Origin of the sequence: Pelagimonas sp. (assembly GCF_050633425.1) — a bacterium.
Classification (GTDB): Bacteria; Pseudomonadota; Alphaproteobacteria; order Rhodobacterales; family Rhodobacteraceae; genus Pelagimonas.
Genome location: NZ_JBOEGM010000016.1, coordinates 351,478 through 368,911, shown reverse-complemented (window position 1 = coordinate 368,911; position 17,434 = coordinate 351,478). Strand labels below are relative to the sequence as shown.

Here is a 17,434-nt window from a genome sequence, read left to right as displayed (position 1 = left end):
ACTTCATAGCACCGACCCCTCTTTTGTGACGCTGAGAACATAGTGGCGCATCTGGCGCAGGAGAGGCTCGCGCGCATCGGGAACCTCGTCGCAGACAGCTTGCAAAACGGCTTTGAGCGTCACCCATTCGGGCGATTCCGCGAGAGACTGAGTGACTGTTAGGTTGGTCGCCATCTTCCCGTGCATAGTCGCAATGTCGCGGAGGATTTTTCTGAGTCCTTCCATCGCGGCCAAAGCGAACCCGTCGTCTTCGTTGTCCTCGGCCTTCGTGATCAGCTTTTCGATCCGACGCGCGAGGCTTTCATAGGTTTGGGCAACGTCCATCCGTTCGTCGTTGAGGACCGCTGTGTCCGACTCGACGTCTTCGACACGCAAATCGGCCATCACCTTCCTCCGCATTTCCTCGGTGATCTTTTCTTCCCGATACCGTTGAACGGTCGAAAAATCGACGCCGATGCGCTTGGCAGTGTCCCCATATGGGATGCTGTCAGGAGTCTTGAGTTCGCGCTTGATGATCATTTTCACGATCTCGTTCTTGTCCGGGCGCATGTCGATTACAGCGCGCCGCCCCGATCCTTTGTTGCCAGCCATATCAGGTTTCTCCTGAAGGCGTGGTTGAGGGGGTGATGGGCGAGCATTTATCGTCGCGATACCAAGCAATCCGCTGCTTCAAGCGGTTCCATTCTTCAACGGAGATATCCACCAGATGATCATGAACGCGATCTGCCACCTGTTCCCGCATACCAGCCGCGATGAGATCGCGGCGCAATTCGCCAAACTGCAATCCTCGGATGCGGAATTTCATCGTTTGCGCGAGGGCAACGATCAGGGCGTCCTGACTGCTGCCTGACGGGTTTAGGGGGGCGTGATCGTGCTGGGTGACTACAGTAAGGTCACGCAGCACGATCACTTCATCTTCCGCCGAGAACCCAAGGACGACGCGGTAGGCCCATTCGATAGTGGCACGGTCCTCAGGCGTCATTGGATTTCTCCATCAGCGCGAGTTTCGTTTGCATGTGCTGCGGGAGGTCGTCGGCATTGTCCCATGACTGCACGTTGAACCCATCAGCGCGAAGCTGGCGGTATTGACGCGCGTCTGATCCCATCACGTCCCGGCGCATGTAGGCGACCTTTTGGTCGTCGTCGCGAATGAGAGTTGTGGTGAGGGAGGTGTCTGTTTCTGTGCGGGATGACCGACGGTGTGTGTCGCCACCGTCCGTGGAATCTACGATTTGAAGCGTCGCACCGGCTTTGGCCGCTGCTTCTTTGGCAGCGCGATACTTCTGTGGGTCGCGTGCCTCGGCCCGTGTCAAGGTATGAGCAGGCTTTGTCCCTTGCGGATAGTAGTTGCCGTCAGGGGCGCGTTGATAGCCCATATCGGCCAGCTTTTTGTCCGTCTCTGTCTGCTGTTCAAGCTGGCTCTGCATGTCCTTCTTTTCGTCAAGGATACGGGTGTTGAAGTCGTGCAGGCCGTCCATTCGCTTTTGCTGATCTGTGACGGTTGTGGTGAGGGTTTCAACCTGCTTGATGAGGGCTTGCAGGGCAGCCGTGGTATCGTCGGGCAATGGTCATTCCTTTTTGGTCCAATCAGACAAAGAGCGATNNATCGCTCTTTGTCTGATTGGACATCAAAAAGGCGACGCACCGTTGCGCTCATGAATTGAATTTAATGAGCAAACTCAGCGTCTTCGACCGATAAAGAAGGTGGAGCGCGGCATGCCTGAGGATATTTAAGGTGTTGCCAACGCTTGCGCGCGAGATCGACCTGAGCAGCGTGTTGCTCGCTCGTTTCCAATGTGAAGGGATGCAGATCAGCGTTGCCTTCAAGGCCTTCGACGATGCGTCGGGCGGCAATGTCACCGTCGAGTCCCAAGAGACCGAACAGTTTGTTGCGCCAACGGGCGTGTCGGCCATTGGGGGCGGTCAGGAACGTTATCGCCGCGTATGCGTGTTCGTCATTCGGTCCAAGCATGTCGGAATACGCTTGCGAGATGATGGCCGCGACAAACGCGCCCTCAGCCGTGCCCGTCATGCCATCCACGGCTTTCTGCTGCCGGGTTCGATGTGGGCGATCTTGCGGGCAACGACGAGGTGTTCGGCAACGTCGATCTCGTGCTTGTTCGGGGCATCTTGCCAATCAACATAGACGCGCGGTGGGGTGTCGAGGCCGATTTGCATTGTCCACACGCCGTGGACGCGCAGGCCGCGTTCAAGGAGCGTGCCGCGCGTCAGGGGGAGTTCACGCCATAGTGGTGCAACGGGCATGTCAGGCTTTGAGCTGATCGACCACGGCGGCGATATGCTGCCACGGGATCGGGAAGGAATGGGGATGCACCTCGACCTTCACGCCATCGGGTTTCACCAAGACGTTGTAGGCGTCGCGGTAGATGTCGCCTTGATCGGGCTTGAATGTCGATAGCAGGTCGTCAGCGAAGGCTGCTGCATCGGGCACGCCAAGGTTCGACGTGGTGTTCATGCGCGTGTAGGTGAGGGTGACGGCTTCGTGCTCGTCGATGGTTGCGGTGATGGTCATGCGTTGTCCTTTCGCATTGTGATCGCGCGCACCCGGCGGGCCGGGCCGAAAGGATGCAGCCCACTGGAGCACCGGATGCGCGCAGAAGTGGCGTGTTTTATCGGCACGCCACCGGCCCAGCATGAATTGCGTATCATCCGCTGTTGGGGTGATGGTCTGGGGAATGAGGTGGAGCATGGAGAAAAGAAGGTGCTGATTTCTTTGCAGAAATCTGACCTATTTGCTCACTTTCTGTGGGTTAGAAAGTGACCTTTCCACTCACTTACTTGCGTCTGTTGCAGAGCCAAAGCGTTCTGCAACACCGCCTCCACCAAACCACTTTCAGAAGAATCGGTTAGACCCCGTTGGCGGTTGATTGCTGTTCAATTGCCGTGATCGCAGGCATTCAGTTGCGACCATCTCGCAACAAGTAGGCGGAGATTTCGGGGGGAGGTAGGCAACCAGAACGACGCGTTCCCACGGAACGTCACATGCTTCCCACGCTACAAATTCTTCCGTGGGAGGTTCAAACCACTTATTTTTATGACAAAACCACGCTTCCCACGGAACACACACTACTTTTGACAAACTACTCTGAAATAATAGCAGCGATGCAACGCGCATCGACGACAACGAGCCAGAGCACTTTCTCAAAACCCACCGTGGAAACGTGTCTTCCGTGGGAAAACCGTCGAACCGCTTGAATGCCAAACAAAAAAACGTCCCACGCAAGAATTCCTTCCGTGGGACGTCCATGGGAATTTGCCACGCTACCGTGGCCTCAGAAGGGAATATCATCGTTTTTCACGATAGCGCCCTTCTCCTTCACGTACTGCAACACCGCGTCCGCATCGCCGCCGTTCGGGTCGATGTCGTTGACGGTCTCAGGGTCGGCGATGCGATATTCCGACCAATCACCATGGACGGGATACGTCTCGCCTGTGATCTTCGACACGAGGCGGCGAAACTCGGTCAGCGATGGAAGTTGCACTCCCGAACGATCCGCCCGCTTGAGCACGTATGGCGTCAGGACACCGTCTGGGGTTTGGCGGTATTCGACCCTTTCGATATTGATGCAGTTCGCTTCTGTCACGCCACCAAATTTGTCGCGCACTTGGTTGGCAAACCGCCGAGGCGCATCTTGGCGCGATGCACCGCGCGCCCAAACCTCCTTGGCAAGCGTCGCTGTTGAGATGCGCCCATCCCCGCGCAAGTCATCGGGACAGGAACCGTGTCTCGCAATTTCATCCATCAACGCGACCACAGGGTCGGACGTGATTTTGTCCGCTGCCTTTGCCGCTGTCACCCACGGCGAAGCGATTAAGTCTTGGTCGACATCATACTCAAGAAGGAAGCGCAGTATCGCACCGGGATCATCGCGGAGCAGTTTGTAATAGGGATCCCACCAATCACGCCCCTCCTGCCTATTCTCGTCGTCGAACACTGTTGGCACCTCGATCACCGTCCACCGCCTATCGTCGAAGTCGATGTGAACAGCCTGATCCTCGTTGGTCGTGGCGATCACGCGATGGACATTCTTGCCTTCGAATGAGGCGAGATACTTCTGCTCATAGGTCCACGTATCAGCCTCAACCAACGCCTTCGATGCCGACGCCAACTTGCGCGACCCTGCAAAAAAGGATTCCTCGGCGAGGATGAATGTCGCCCCGAACATGGAGCGGTTGAACTGCGCGAGAAGGCGATCCGATTGCGCGAACTCGGCTATCTGCTCCCTGCGCAGGATCGTGCGCATCGCTTTGCCGAGGAACGACTTGCCACCGCCCTGTCCACCGCGCAGAGCAATTGCTGTGCCCGGATGCTTCGACCATGGGCGTTGCACGGCATCGGCAATGAATGACATGACCCAATGGGCAAGATCGTCGTCGCCTGAGCAAAGGATGTCTCGGACATATTGCTCCCATAGAGTTGCATCGCCGTTCGTAGGTTTGACTTTCCACCCTTGGAAAATGTTGAACCCGTCACCCTCATAGTCAGGCGCTTCGATAACATACCCGTCGTACTCGCGGCGGTCGGGATCATCGAGCCACAAGTCCGACACTTCCTTGCCGCGCAATTTGTAGGGGCGCAGTTTGAGTTGGAAGGCGGACAAGGAAAACGGTTTCTCTTTTACCGTATTCAATACCTCAGCCGCCCCGTCCACAAACATGAGCGCCCATTCCGCATTCATCCGCTCGACCACGTCGAATGCGAGATCGGCAACCTCTCCCTGCGGCAATTTCTGCACCTGGCTGATGACCGTCTCCAATCGCCTTTCGTCTGTAATCGGTCCCTTGCTCGTAAAACCGTTGGACGGGTCGCCGAACCATTCGTTGACCTCTCGAATGATCGCCTCCGCTTCGTCCTCGTCTGCACCGCGCGCCCGCGCCGACGCGCCACAACTGAACAGATAGCTATTGCGCCCCTCCATCCCACGCCCGCTCGTCGGGCGTTTGAACCCGCCTGCATACTTCTTTTTCTCACGCGCCTTGCTTGCCCGTTTCGGCATTTTGGTGAGGGCGGCAATCGTGACCGACGCCATATGCGCCTCAGGCACGGAACATTGTCTTTCGACTGCTTCCCAATCAACGCCGATCTCGTCGCCCGACTTCGTTGTGGTGTTGCAATACTGAACGAAGGTCGGTGACTTCCAAGCCAGCACGGGACGTTCTGAACCGAACTGAGGCAGGTTCATCTGTGAACCATTCCCGTCGTTTTGCTTTGGAAAAATCTCGTCTGCGTGTTCCAAAAATTCAGGCGACAACACAGCGTCACGCTTTGCCGTCAGATAGGCGCGCATCACCTCCGCACTCACCCAATCCTTGGTAAATGCAATCACATGGACACCACCCGATTTCGAACGAGCGATCAGGCACGGGTCGTTCCACTTTTTGAGGAATTCCGACAGTTCGTCCTCAGTTTCGAGGCAGGGGTAAATGTCGATGTCGATTGCGCCCCACTTCACTTTGCCATCGCGCAACGGCGACAACCCCAACGAAGCAATGCCGCCGAGTTGCTGCTTCCAAACCTTTTCCGACACTTCGCGCTTGATCGTGCGATAGTCAGGCACGAGCTTGCCGTCTTCTTCCCGTGGCTTGAGGCTCGCGGGATCGAATGTCAGGAACCGATCTTGGTTGCCTGCAAACAGTTTTTCATAGGCCATTCTATTTCTCTCTTTCCTAAGAGAGCGTGGTCAATCACCTCAAACCATGGTTTTGGCGCACCGCAAAAACTGCTATAAAGCAGTTATTCCAAACACTTCGTGACACGCTTAACCCGGAGCGGGGACTCGACCCTCGCTCCGTTTATTTCACTTCGTGCGACCGTGCCCATTCGAGCAAAGCATCACGATCATATCTGAGGGTGCGGGTGGTGATGTGCAGGTAGGGAGGCCCCTCGCCGCTTTTCCGCCATTCGAACATCACGTCTTTCCCGACTCCAAGAAATTCGGCGCACTCAGGCGTTGTCATGAGTTTTGGACCGACACCGATGCGGGTCAGTTGGTCGGCCAATTGACCGACAGTATCGCGCAGGGCGCGGAGTTCATCTGTTGAGGTAGTCAAAGGGTTCGCCTTTCTTGGCGTTGCCTTCGACCGTGTGCTTATGCCTTCGCGCTCAGGATCGCGTATGCCTAAGGCCCGTGACGGGCGTTAATCCTGACGTCTGCACCACGGCCTCATCTCACGGAAGGACGCGTGTGAGATGGGGCGAATTACTGTCGCATGATTATGCGCCGCTTTTGATCCGTTCAAGTACGAAAGCAGGTGTTATCCCGCATTCGGAGCAGATGCGTTCAGCGATCAAGTTGGCGTCGCCGCGGTTGGCCGAACCTTGGTCGTAAATGTCTTGAACCTTCTTCGCCGTGTCACCGCGAAGTTCGTCGATGACATACTCGGGGAGGCGCGCGCGACGGGCGGCGGTCGTGAACAGGCGGCGGCAATCATGCTGTCGCAATGCCTTCTTTGGGCGCTCGTTGCCTTGGTACATTTCAATACCGCGTGTCCGAGCCGCAAGCTGGTCGATATGGCCCGTGTTCGACCGTGGTGTGTCAGCCGGGAACACGAACCCCTCGCGATGCGGGAGGCGCATCAGCGCCGCGCACACAACGTCTGAGATTGGGAATGTGCGGTCGAGGCCATTCTTCATGGCAGTCAGCTTGATTGTCTTCTTGTCGAGATCGACTTGATCCCAGTTTAGGGTGCGCACGTTGATCGAACGGAAGCCCGTGAATAGCATCAGCAACCACGCGGTTCGATGCACAAGGCTGTTGCACTCGAAGATCAGGTCGATTGCAGGCCATTGCTCCGCTGGATCAAATTTCACATTGTTCGACGGTTTGTATTTCTTCGCACCTTTCACCTTGAGATCAGCAGACACGTCAAAACAGCGGCGGACGATAGAGGCACGGCGGAATGCCATCTTGATGATCTGAACGAGGTGCTTTGCCGTCGAGACTGTCTTGCCGCTGATTGCGGCCTCCATCATCGGCAACGTGATCTGTTCCACGGGTTTCGAGAACAAGTCGTCGAGGTGATTGGCGATCTGGAGCCTATAGTTCGCGATGGTCTCGGGCTTTGCATCTGATTGTGCTGCATGGGACTCGAAAGCATCGTGCAGGGTCGCGATGTTTGTCGCCTTCGCGTCTGTGCCCGTTTCAAGTTCTTCAATCTTGTCGCGGGCAAAGATCAATGCCTTGTCGCCGTTTGCGACTTCGGGCCAGTCACCGAGTTTGATCGACCGCACCTTGCCGCCAATCCGTTTCGATAAAATCCACACCTTCGACCGCGCCCCAACAGCAAGGCGTATCCCTTTCAAGGCGTCGCCTTTGTGTGAGTAGAAGTCGGTGCCTGCTTGCGGGTTTTTGATCTTCGCAATCGCGGGTCGGGAAGTCAGATTTGTTTCCAATCGAGCCATTCTGCAACATCCTCTGCAACATTTATCACCGATTACATACGATCCAATGCGACAAAGACCAACTTGTTTTTCGTTGCAGAACCGCATTTACCTCATATTTTCAATATGATCACCGATCAAATCCGATCAACCCACACCACAAACCAATCCCCTGTTAATCAATTGGCCGTAGGTTCGATCCCTACCGCCGGAGCCAACTTCCTCATAAGAACTTGAACTATAAGACCTTATGAGGAAGTTGGTCTTTATATGCTGCACAACCGTGTTCCACTAACTCAGACAAAGTGTCCAATTCGTTTATTGATGAACGGCACGACTATGAACACGCAGTGTCACCTGTCGAAACGTAGCCCGGTCTAGCAATGGCAGCGTAAAACACGGCAATTTTCCACAGAAAATATTGATATCAAGCTCTCCTTGGGGACGAGGGATCGCCATCACGTACATATCAAAAGTATGCGTAGAGAGTGATCTGAACATGGAATAAATCGTTAAGAATCGTATCACACCCGAACGTAGGCGGGCTTTTCTGGCTGCCGTGATCCGCAAGGAACGTGCTAAGATCGAACGACTGTAGATGTTGGCACGTGTGGATTGCCTTGATCGAGAGGATGACGCTGGTAATGACGCCGCAATGGCTGAGTCTTGGGATCGGATTTCAACAAGTGGCCTGAGCCATGCCCCTGCCCCGGAGACTTCCGATTTGGTCCGTGACAACATGGAATTGATCCGTAAGAATCTAACTAGCGCTCTCCACAAAAAACCATCACCAGTGCTTTCCAAGAAAAAACCTATCACGAGAGCCTTTCGGCATTGGAGTACGCTCAGGTTCTTGATTTTTCCGTCTCCGGAAAGGCCAAGGCTTGGGCCGGTGGCGGTGGCGGTGGCGGTGGCGGTGGCGGTGAATTAGATCTTGTCGTTCAGCCGGTTCAACCTGAAACGCCTACCTCTTGTCGGAATTTGCCATCATCCGAAATAATCGACGTGGCTGACCGCAGGAGCGTCATCTAACGCTATGAAGGTATTGAAAAAAATTGCGTCGTCAAAACCAAAATTTTGCGATGCTGTTCTCGGTATTGTCCGGCATTGATAACATCGCCAAAGACTGGCAAGTTTTTCGCGCGGATCTATCAATGATGCCTAAAAGCTGGGACAAAAGCCCGAAGGATCAAACCGAAACCGCGATAAGTTCATGGCAAAAGCCGCCGTTTTAAAGCCGGAAAAGGTTGGCCTGTCTGTCGGAACCGTCATCCGCTCTCTTGAACACTGCAACCAAACTCCGGAATGGGCACGAGATGAAGGGGCTGCCTATTTGATCCAGACCTCAACCCTACCAAGCTGCTAGAAAAGAAACCGTCTGCGCGCGTGATAAACGCGAAGCGTTTTCCATTGAGCTGCTTCATGCGGTTGTTCAAATTCCCGTCTGGACTGGTTCACGATCCGAGGAGCATCTACTGGTGCCCTCTGATCGGCGCATACACAGGTGCGCGGCGCGAAGAAATCGCAGGACTTGCGCTGTCTGACATTATTGAGATTGCGGCATCTGGTGCTGTTCCATTTAGGAATCCGAGTTGCGCCCCATCAAAAAACTATCATCGCGCCGCATAATTCCGATCCACTGTGAAATGATTGACAGAGGCTTTTTCGACTATGTCGGTAAAGCACGAAAAAACAAACAAATCAGTGTTTTCACAGAGCTTTATGAAACAGAAAATAACGCCCATGGCCGCAAATTTGGCCACTGAATGCGCCAAGTCATCGATCAAGAACTTGGGGAAGATGGCGCAAACCTGCCCCCGTTCCAGCACTGGCCGAGGCTGTCGCGCAACTCCCCAAGGTTATCGAAACGCGTGTTGCACAAGGTGAGATGGGCGGAAAGCTGACGTTCTCTGCAGTCGCGAAAGTTTCGGGAGCTTCGGTGGAAGTAGCCATTGGAAACTCAATCGGCCAGAACACCAATGCTGCGCAGGATGCCAGGTCAGGAATGCGCAGAAAGCGAGTTTTGCAAATCTGAGGAATCTCGCTGCTGGGCAGTGGTCCAATGCTGTACGATAGGGGAAGGAGCAGACCTTCGCTGCAAGTGCAGTCACCAATTGCCCTAGAACGGACAGAACTTCTTTGCTTTGCAACTCCAGCGTAGACCAAACCCGGCAGTGGTGGCGTTCAAGCAGCAAGCCTTTGGCTAAGAGAATCCGCATTAATCACGAAAAACTGCACAAGTTCCACTGGATCGTGGCCTCGAATACGTAACCCTTTCTCATCGCTTTCCAGCATGTCTCTCAATGCGAGTTGATGACCGTTGACGAACCCCATCGACCAATCCGGCAAAAGACGCCCTTTCAAAGGACCACGGGCCAAAATGTGGATATCCTTGTGCCGTTTGTCACACCAGATTTTCTCCATTAGGATATCGATTTTTTGCTCATCACCTTCCAAATACTGCAGGAAAAACTGCCGCTCGCGGTGCAAGAAACCCGTTAGGCCAAGCCGAGGATTTACATCCAAAGCGGACAAAAGAATGGAATCATGCGCGACGATATCAGTTTCGGGGACGAGCGCGGTACTGCTGTATATCAAAAAATGCATCGATATCCTCCTCTGGCGAGCAGGTCGATTATTGGCCATGTTTGGTTAATACTGCCTTTACTCTGACTTGTGTCAGTTTTGCAGAACGTCGCGCCAAGCACGTATGACAGCTCTGCGCATAAAGCGGAGTTTGAAAAGTCAGTGCCTTACCCAGCCGTTTCAGCCTAAACGCGCTGCAAGGCCTCGAGAAGACCGGACATTTGCGACCCTTGCGTCAAAAATTTAGACTAGATGACAGCCATGCGGACGTAGCTAGCGTTGACCTCAAAGTTTTTCTTAAAAAAGGTATTTCCATAGTTCGCGTAAACCGGCATTCGTGGAGAAACTATGAGAATGTAATTGAAATGTATGTGCCTAGGTCATGTTGACAAATGGTGCACCCCGAGCCGGATGGATGTGATGTCGATGAACCCGAGGTAACGTTCTGCAGTTTTGTCATACCGGGTGGCGACGCGGCGGGCATTTTTGAGCTTATTGCAACAGCGTTCGATCAGGTTCCTCAATCGGTACAGCCCATGATCCAAACCGACGCGCATTTTGCAGGTCTTTCGCATCGGAATTCGGGACAGGATTTCCCGTACATTCATGTTTTACCGAATGCGATCAGCATCATAGACTCGATCTGCCAGTAGCACTTTCGGCTCAGGCAGATTATCAGCGATGACGAGATTAAGAACCAAAGTAGTCCGAAGTTTGCCCCGGTGAGAAGTCTGTTCTCATGGGCAACCCATGCGCGTTGACGCGGAGGTGGATCTTGGTCGTGACGCCACCTCTTGAACGGCCAAAACCCTGTCTCGGAGTCCCCTTTTGCGCCCGTTGCTTGATGATGCGCGCGAATAACGGTGCTGTCGATCATTTGGAGAGCGTTTGGAACGGCCCCGCTTTGGTTCAGGGCTTCGAGTATGCCCTCCCACAGCCCAGCCATCGTCCAGTGCCGGAATTGGCGGTAAACACTGGACCATTTACCAAACTCCTCGGGCAAATCTCGCCAAGGTGATCCAGTGCGTGAAATCCAGAATATCCCATCCAGAACAAGGCGATGATTGGTAGGCTGGCGCACATTCCGGGTTTGGATCGCAAGAATGAAGTGTTCAAACAGCGACCACTCGTCGTCGCTCATCAGGTCTCGGGGCAAGCTGATCTCCAGAGCAGATACCAGCTTGAAGCACGTCCAAGCCCCGGTGTGAATCCCTTTTGTCAACACGTTCTATGCAAGCAGATCCGCCTTAACCGCCAAATTCCATGGGGTCTCAGTGAGTTGACTTAGGAGATCCTGCAAGGCGCTTGAGGCGGCTTCGGCATGTGTTCCAAAGGCCGCGAACTTGTCGGGTTGTTTTTCGAATTCCGCCAACTCCATCCGTACGAAACGCGCAAAATCTTGGGGCTGCAAATTCTCTCGGGCGCTAGACAAAAGGCCGGTGTGAACCCAGTCGGATACTTGTTGACCATCAACGACCATAGATCTGCCATCACGTCCGAACAGCAGGCAATACAAAATCCCAAGGCGCCAGAGGTCTGGGTGCGTGTATCCCAAACGATCAAGATAAGATCTGAGCACAGTGTCCCGTGAATAGCTTTCATGCTCCCCATCGCGCAGAATGCAGTAATTGCGAAGTTGTTCGGCGCAAGTGTCATCTCGGTCAGCAAGGTATTCAAGGACGTAGCATAAGGGGCCCGCGCCCTCTTCATTTCCCGCCAACATAAGGTTTTGCGCCCTGATGGCCGCGCACCAGCCGTCGATCACCTCTTTGGCTTCGGTTCCGACATCGACGTCTTTCTCGGACAGCTTTTGGAAGAATTGCTTTTCATCCATAAAGCTGGAGCGGACTTGAAACACCAAGCTGAGCCCATTGGCCATCAGGCTTTTTATGTCATGGCGAAGCGTCTGGGCCAGCACGCGCAAACCAGAAGCGACATTGACCTCTCTCCAAGATTTTATCTTGATAAGGCCAGGAACCTTGGCCGCGATGTCCTTGGCTGATAGTTTTGGCAAGTGGGACACGGAGATCATATCATCCGTTAAAAGCAGCATCGGTGCATCGGCGATCGACAGGCTTTGGGGAAAGCGGATCAAAATATCGGAAAGGCAGATTTCTACATCGGTTTCCGTCGTCGTTAGCGTTTTGATCAGGGGCATTCTCGCGGAGGGATAAGTTTCGCCAATACCGATGTCGGTTCCCGGTGCGCGCTTGCCCAAGATTGAACGGTATTCGTCATTCAAAAACCGATCAAAAATCAAAAGCGGTCCGCGTTTTCCATCCGCGCTTATCCTGCTCAGACTCATATTGGTCTCAATCCACAGCGCTTGGCTGTCTTTTTCCCAATGCACTGAAAGCCGTTGGGATTTTCTGAGGTCGCGCAGGTCGCGAAGCGCATCATATTGGGTGTTTAGCTTTTTAGTCCCCGGTGGTTTTCCCCGCGGCATTCGAAAGGCATCTTTGGCGCGGCCGCTCCAACGTGCCAATTTACGTAAATGCGCTTCAGGTTTTGCGTATTGCGATCCGATATACGCGCGTGACGGCATGTCGGAAATGTGCAACCGATTGACTGGCTTTTGCCCGGCCACAGACCAAACATCCAAATATTTGCGGTCAATCATCCAAACAAATTTGTCTCGATCATGCCCCGCATCAAAGGCCTGCCCAAGTTCCCAGTTGGGGGATGTCCTGACCGCTTTAAGCCCATCAGGGCTTGGCGACATCAACTCAGGCGCGCCCCATGTTGAAAACTCAATCGGGTGGAAAGCGTGTTTATGTGCGCCCACGTCAAATGAAAACACGCCGGCACTTGTCCCTGTGATCTCATGGGTTTGCCTGTCGCCCCAGTCCGAAGACGCAAGCCCCCAAATTCTACCGTCAACATCTTCAAAAAGACGCGCGCCGACATAGACACATCCCGGTGGGTAGGGGCGCAGATCTGGCGAAATTTCGGTGTAGTTTTGAGCCACCGCATAGGAATCAAGATCAACCTTGCGCCAATCTATGCCCCACTTCTTAACAAGTTCCGGCGTGAAAACCGGTTGCGTTTGCCAAACAATCTCTAAGGTGTCCGCTTTCAGAAAACAGATGTCACGCGCCATAAATTGTATGGCAAGCAAGTTGTTTTTAGGAAGGTATACAACTGTACCTGCCCTTTTCGGCAATACGGATCGGCGTATCTCCTTGCCTGTTTCGCTGTCAAATACGGCAAGCTGAGTAGAATAAGTTTTTTGCTCGTCATCATATAATGAGCCAGCCAAACAAAAGAGCATCCCATTACCTTCTGTGACATCATTAACGAAGCTGTTTTGAAATGGACGCAATAAAAAACGACGCGACATGTCGTCATTGATAATATCAACAAACTCCATGGAATGCTGGCCAAAGTCTCGAATGAAAACGTGCATTTCCTGCCTGATTTGGTTGGAGCGGATTGGGGAGTAAATAATCAAATATGAAAGTGACAACAAGTTCAATTCCACAATTCCTTGCGGCATTGATGACCCACGCTACCGAGAGCATCCTTTCCTGCTCAACCTTGCTTTTGTCAACAAGGGCTCACTGCCGATATGCTTCGGTGCATAGAGTGAAATTTGCACAAAATATTCTGTCACCAACCCAGGTGCTCAAATCGGGTGACTGCTTTCAGCCCAAATTTACCAGGGTAACAATGGCAAAAACTGCCACAGCCGCACGTGCAAAACTGTTATCTTGGCTAAGCCAAGAGCAGACCTTCGAAGGTCAAAAATCGCGTATCAACTGTGAATAGTATGTCGACGTCCCAATTGACCGACACAACCCCGAGAACGTACGTCATTTAGTCTTGTTCGTTGCAGAGTTCTAACGGTTCAATAACGATCAGGGCTGTTTGGATCGCGGTTTTTGCCTCATCGTCCGAGATGAACCCTGCTTCCTTCATTTCCCAAAGCACGTAGTTTCTGCGCTCTACTGCCCGGTCGTATGACCTAATTGGATGGAAACTCCCTGGGGATTTGGGCAGCGCTGCTAAGAACGCGGTTTCTTCAAGATTTAAGCTCCCAACTGGTCGACCAAAGTAAGCCATTGCTGCAGTATGGACACCAAAGCAGCCGTAGCCAAGATATACTTGGTTCGTATACCAGTTCAGAACCTCATCGTGTGAGAGCACCTCGCCTATCGAAAAGGCAATCGCTACTTTGTGGAGTCCCCTTGCTCGGGATTGAAAAACCCAGCTTCCAATCTGTCGAGTGATAGTGGAGATTTGAACTGGCCTTTCAAAGAAAAGCGTATCCTCTGCCGCGACAAACGCCTGTAAGGTGGTGCGAGGAACCTCCGGCCATTTGGATGCTGCTTCTTGATACCGCTCAAGTGCCTGATTAGGATTTGGAAAGTTCAGTTCTGAGTTGTCGCCCTGTACGACTGTCGCTGTAATGATGAATAGAATGCTAGGAAGTAGGAAATAAAAGAGGCGCACTAGAATTCCTTCAGATAGTTTCTTCAATAGTTACAGCAGTTGGAAGCCTTGCCCACCCAAGAAAGTCAATATTCAGGCAATATGTCCCAAGTCGATGGACCGTCTGTCGAGCAGTTGTTTTAAATTCCCGACTTGTCCGCGCTGCTGATCTTCACACCAGAAGATCGCAAATTTTCCCGACCAAAGTTGTCGGATGACTGAAGTGAGCCTAAAAAAGGTTGATGCTGGGCATGGAACCAATGTCTGGTTTAGCTACCGTCTTCAGGGTTTTCAGCACTCACACAGAAAAAGATTACCGCGCCAATGCAGGCCCACAGAAAATGAGCGCCGAGCGAATGCATTTCGATTCTGGTTCCTAGATAGGCATTTGTAAACGAACCGACCAGCACAGGCAGGAATAGGAAACCGAAGGCATTGCCGCCCGCAGTCATTCGTTTGTCTATGTCCTCGGAAGTCTTGAGGAGGTGAGTCGAAACGATGTGAGCGAACTTGCCGCCTAGAATGATCCCGACCCACGTACTGGCGAAAAGTGCGAGAATGCCCGCCCCTCTCGATACCTCACCGTCAAATATGACTGCGATAGGAATGAGAATGAATGGTGCTGTGCCAACCCATGGCAACCACTTGGACTTTTCCAGCTTCTCAAAGAACTTAATCAACATACCTGTCCAATACCACAGACCAAGTGTCATAAATAGCAGACGCTCGCACATATGCAACGAAAGCCCGTTCTATTGAAACTGCGGACTGCATGGCCTGATCTGATGAATGACTGGTAGGGCCGTCCGCAAAAATTTTAATAATGTGCCCTTTCGAAAAACCAGCATCCGGTGAACCAGATGCGGGCTACAAAAAACCGAATATCCCCCCCAAACCAATGAAGCGCCAGACCAGATCGATACCTGCGCACCGATCTGCGATCGTTCCCATGCGCGCACGCCAGAAATCTGATTTTCGGTCAAGCCTTGGCTCCGAAGAAATTCCGTTGCCTGCAATTCCTCGTTGTTTCTGAAATATGTTCCATGACCACAGGGCATAAAAACTCCACGTTGAATGTCTCAGGGACGTAAGCAGATCGTCCAGAAAATCACCATCGGTCAGGATAAACACGTAACGCGAAATTTCGAGCTACAGCGACGCTGCCAATAGCGTAACTGCCGGCAAAACTATGCCTTTGTCCCAAAGGTGCCGCGCCATGCACCATTGGCAGCAACGCGAAATCTTCGCTTCTGCGGCTGGCAAGGTGGTGCGGTGAATGGCGACTCAGGGTCTCGCTTCCCCCACCACCCAAATTTCGCAATCCTCAATCCGGGTTTCAAAAGGGGTAGCGCGCCCCTTTCCCGGAGAGATGTAAGCTCCCCTTGGGGTGGTTACGGCTCGTAGATTACAAAACGAATGTTTTATGATCCGGCGAAACTGATTTTGTACTTTCATGAATCTCACGGACACTACGGGCAGCAACAAAAGGAAGCCCATCATGTCCCAAGACCAGCAGTCCAATGCGATCTCGGTACGAGTCAAACATGCACTTCGATCCCGGTACAAAAACCAGAAGCGGCATGATCTTCGGATCGGGCATCAGCCAGGTTATGTTGATGGTGAACGGCCGATCTGAACCGGGTGATCGTGCCCCCCCCCTTGCCCACACACATCACGATCCGGGCCTGATAGCTGCGCGAACGGACGAACCCAACGCGGACGATGCGCACCGGTGCCGCTGAGGCTACCATTGGGATCATAACGTTTGGACAACGGGAACAACCTATCTTCGACGCGCTGACGGCAAAGGAACAGGATGCGGCATATCTCGATATCGCCCAACGTATTGCAGAAGAATAGGGCACCGCCCTGCGCGGCCTCGTTGTGCATGCAGATGAAACCGCGCCGCTCGCTCATGTCGTCTGGGATTGCCGGGATCAGTCGGGGGGGCCGATGTCGCGGGTGATGAAGGGGGCCCGGCGCAGGACATCGCGGCCGAAGGGATCGCCAAACACGCTATCGGAATTGAACGTGGTCTGCGGAAGTCTGTGCGGATTGCCTGTGGGGAGATAAGCCCAGCCAAATCTAGAATAGGTCCGTGCAACAGTTGTACCAAGATTTGCCCGATGAAATCGCGGCCAAGGAGGAGGCATTGAACGCCAGGACTCGCGAGGCAGCACAGCGCGAGGAAGACGTCGGCCGCCGTAAAACCGTGCTGGATCAGTTGACGGAAGAGATCAATCAGATGGTGGGTGACATCGCCGATCGTTTTGGAGTGGGCAAACCCCTCCACGCATTTCGTGACCATTTGAAGGTCGCGCGACATGATCTCGGGGATGATGCTCTAATGATTGGCTAGGTGGACCTATCGGCACATAGGATGTCCGGACCTGATACACGAGAGCCCTTATCGTTCGGAGCGTTCCGCCGCTCCACCATGGAGCTTTGAAAAAAGGGAAAGGAAACAGTGGGTAAAGAAATTTGAGAAAAGGCCGGTCTGGGTCTAAAAGTGCGGCACGAGAGAGCGAAACCACCGCCGGATGGATGCTTTGATAAAGCCAGTAAAATTAGGCTTTTTTAGGCTTAAAATAGTTGTCTCCGGTCCCTACCGTCGGAGCCAGCCCCCTCCCCCCGATCCCTTCAAAAACGAATTTTTTTAGGGGTAAGATTTCTTATACCCTTTTGACCACGCGAAGAGTTTCGGGGCGTTTCATCGCTTTTGGCACGTCTGTGGGTGACCTTGGAGAAAATGTTATCGGGCGGATTCGCGTCTTTCGATACCTCCCGTCACGGTTCCAGTCGGATTGGACGTACGGGCCTCAGCCCATCCGCCTGTTTGGCAAACCTCTGACGTGGGGCCGGTCGTTGGTAGGGCAACGGACCGCCCGATTGCCAATATTGCAGCCCAAACCTCTTTTCCCACTAAAACACTAAACTATTGCACTGCGGAAGCTGACATGTAAAACGAAGGTGTTCGATCAGCCAGCCCCACCGTCCTCCAGCCAAACGAACAGG

Annotated in this window: 16 protein-coding genes and 1 pseudogene; 2 read left to right on the top strand and 15 right to left on the bottom strand. The window is 53.2% G+C overall.

Features of this window, described 5'->3' with window-relative positions; all coding sequences use genetic code 11:
- Window positions 1-3: 3 nt before the first annotated feature.
- From ACRBB0_RS14925 to ACRBB0_RS14900, 6 genes are all read right to left on the bottom strand, one after another.
- Window positions 4-591, bottom strand: coding sequence for a hypothetical protein (locus ACRBB0_RS14925; protein ID WP_431375236.1), 588 nt, complete (start codon window positions 589-591; stop codon window positions 4-6).
- A gap of 1 nt (window position 592) precedes the next feature.
- Window positions 593-982: a hypothetical protein gene (locus ACRBB0_RS14920; protein WP_431375235.1), complete on the bottom strand. Its 390-nt coding sequence runs from the start codon at window positions 980-982 to the stop codon at window positions 593-595.
- A complete protein-coding gene (locus tag ACRBB0_RS14915) occupies window positions 972-1,565 on the bottom strand; it encodes a hypothetical protein (RefSeq protein WP_431375234.1) in 594 nt (197 codons plus the stop codon). The genes ACRBB0_RS14920 and ACRBB0_RS14915 overlap by 11 nt, the downstream gene beginning before the upstream one ends.
- A 101-nt stretch (window positions 1,566-1,666) precedes the next feature.
- Window positions 1,667-2,041 carry a hypothetical protein gene (locus ACRBB0_RS14910; protein WP_431375233.1) on the bottom strand — a complete coding sequence of 125 codons (375 nt, stop codon included), beginning with the start codon at window positions 2,039-2,041 and terminating at the stop codon, window positions 1,667-1,669.
- Window positions 2,029-2,265, bottom strand: coding sequence for a hypothetical protein (locus tag ACRBB0_RS14905; RefSeq protein WP_431375232.1), 237 nt, complete (start codon window positions 2,263-2,265; stop codon window positions 2,029-2,031). Before ACRBB0_RS14905 ends, ACRBB0_RS14910 begins: the two co-directional genes overlap by 13 nt.
- Before the next feature lies 1 nt (window position 2,266).
- Window positions 2,267-2,533, bottom strand: coding sequence for a hypothetical protein (locus tag ACRBB0_RS14900; protein WP_431375231.1), 267 nt, complete (start codon window positions 2,531-2,533; stop codon window positions 2,267-2,269).
- Window positions 2,534-2,608: 75 nt separating this feature from the next.
- On the opposite strand from ACRBB0_RS14900, the gene ACRBB0_RS14895 reads away from it, so the two are divergent.
- On the top strand, window positions 2,609-2,782 hold the full coding sequence (locus ACRBB0_RS14895) for a hypothetical protein (RefSeq protein ID WP_431375230.1): 174 nt from the start codon (window positions 2,609-2,611) through the stop codon (window positions 2,780-2,782).
- Between the two features lie 511 nt (window positions 2,783-3,293).
- Here ACRBB0_RS14895 and ACRBB0_RS14890 read toward each other — a convergent pair.
- The 9 genes and pseudogenes from ACRBB0_RS14890 to ACRBB0_RS14850 all read right to left on the bottom strand — a co-directional run bounded on the left by ACRBB0_RS14890 (window position 3,294) and on the right by ACRBB0_RS14850 (window position 16,179).
- Window positions 3,294-5,672 (bottom strand): DUF5906 domain-containing protein, encoded by a 2,379-nt coding sequence (locus ACRBB0_RS14890; protein WP_431375229.1) that lies wholly within the window; start codon window positions 5,670-5,672, stop codon window positions 3,294-3,296.
- 142 nt (window positions 5,673-5,814) lie between these two features.
- The gene (locus tag ACRBB0_RS14885) at window positions 5,815-6,072 is read right to left on the bottom strand and encodes a helix-turn-helix transcriptional regulator (protein ID WP_431375228.1); all 258 of its coding nucleotides are present in this window, start codon (window positions 6,070-6,072) and stop codon (window positions 5,815-5,817) included.
- Window positions 6,073-6,235: 163 nt separating this feature from the next.
- Window positions 6,236-7,423, bottom strand: a complete 1,188-nt coding sequence (locus tag ACRBB0_RS14880) for a tyrosine-type recombinase/integrase (RefSeq protein ID WP_431375227.1) — start codon at window positions 7,421-7,423, stop codon at window positions 6,236-6,238.
- A 2,163-nt stretch (window positions 7,424-9,586) separates the two neighbouring features.
- On the bottom strand, window positions 9,587-10,009 hold the full coding sequence (locus ACRBB0_RS14875; protein WP_431375226.1) for a BLUF domain-containing protein: 423 nt from the start codon (window positions 10,007-10,009) through the stop codon (window positions 9,587-9,589).
- Between the two features lie 359 nt (window positions 10,010-10,368).
- Window positions 10,369-11,150, bottom strand: a pseudogene (locus ACRBB0_RS14870) (IS5 family transposase).
- Between the two features lie 66 nt (window positions 11,151-11,216).
- On the bottom strand, window positions 11,217-13,088 hold the full coding sequence (locus tag ACRBB0_RS14865) for a hypothetical protein (RefSeq protein WP_431375225.1): 1,872 nt from the start codon (window positions 13,086-13,088) through the stop codon (window positions 11,217-11,219).
- A 716-nt stretch (window positions 13,089-13,804) separates the two neighbouring features.
- Complete coding sequence (locus ACRBB0_RS14860; protein ID WP_431375224.1) at window positions 13,805-14,440, bottom strand: transglycosylase domain-containing protein; 636 nt, start codon at window positions 14,438-14,440, stop codon at window positions 13,805-13,807.
- Between the two features lie 248 nt (window positions 14,441-14,688).
- Window positions 14,689-15,102, bottom strand: a complete 414-nt coding sequence (locus tag ACRBB0_RS14855; RefSeq protein WP_431375223.1) for a hypothetical protein — start codon at window positions 15,100-15,102, stop codon at window positions 14,689-14,691.
- Window positions 15,103-15,957: 855 nt separating this feature from the next.
- Window positions 15,958-16,179, bottom strand: a complete 222-nt coding sequence (locus ACRBB0_RS14850; protein WP_431375222.1) for a hypothetical protein — start codon at window positions 16,177-16,179, stop codon at window positions 15,958-15,960.
- 359 nt (window positions 16,180-16,538) lie between these two features.
- Here ACRBB0_RS14850 and ACRBB0_RS14845 point away from each other — a divergent pair, with 359 nt between their 5' ends.
- Window positions 16,539-16,778, top strand: a complete 240-nt coding sequence (locus tag ACRBB0_RS14845; RefSeq protein WP_431375221.1) for a hypothetical protein — start codon at window positions 16,539-16,541, stop codon at window positions 16,776-16,778.
- The last annotated feature ends 656 nt before the right edge of the window (window positions 16,779-17,434 follow it).

Coding starts and splice junctions, on each gene's coding strand:
- ACRBB0_RS14925 (WP_431375236.1), bottom strand. CDS start 591: ATGGCTGGCAACAAAGGATCGGGGCGGCGCGCTGTAATCGACATGCGC.
- ACRBB0_RS14920 (WP_431375235.1), bottom strand. CDS start 982: ATGACGCCTGAGGACCGTGCCACTATCGAATGGGCCTACCGCGTCGTC.
- ACRBB0_RS14905 (WP_431375232.1), bottom strand. CDS start 2,265: ATGCCCGTTGCACCACTATGGCGTGAACTCCCCCTGACGCGCGGCACG.
- ACRBB0_RS14900 (WP_431375231.1), bottom strand. CDS start 2,533: ATGACCATCACCGCAACCATCGACGAGCACGAAGCCGTCACCCTCACC.
- ACRBB0_RS14895 (WP_431375230.1), top strand. CDS start 2,609: ATGCGCGCAGAAGTGGCGTGTTTTATCGGCACGCCACCGGCCCAGCAT.
- ACRBB0_RS14890 (WP_431375229.1), bottom strand. CDS start 5,672: ATGGCCTATGAAAAACTGTTTGCAGGCAACCAAGATCGGTTCCTGACA.
- ACRBB0_RS14880 (WP_431375227.1), bottom strand. CDS start 7,423: ATGGCTCGATTGGAAACAAATCTGACTTCCCGACCCGCGATTGCGAAG.
- ACRBB0_RS14875 (WP_431375226.1), bottom strand. CDS start 10,009: ATGCATTTTTTGATATACAGCAGTACCGCGCTCGTCCCCGAAACTGAT.
- ACRBB0_RS14865 (WP_431375225.1), bottom strand. CDS start 13,088: ATGGCGCGTGACATCTGTTTTCTGAAAGCGGACACCTTAGAGATTGTT.
- ACRBB0_RS14855 (WP_431375223.1), bottom strand. CDS start 15,102: ATGTTGATTAAGTTCTTTGAGAAGCTGGAAAAGTCCAAGTGGTTGCCA.
- ACRBB0_RS14850 (WP_431375222.1), bottom strand. CDS start 16,179: ATGATCCCAATGGTAGCCTCAGCGGCACCGGTGCGCATCGTCCGCGTT.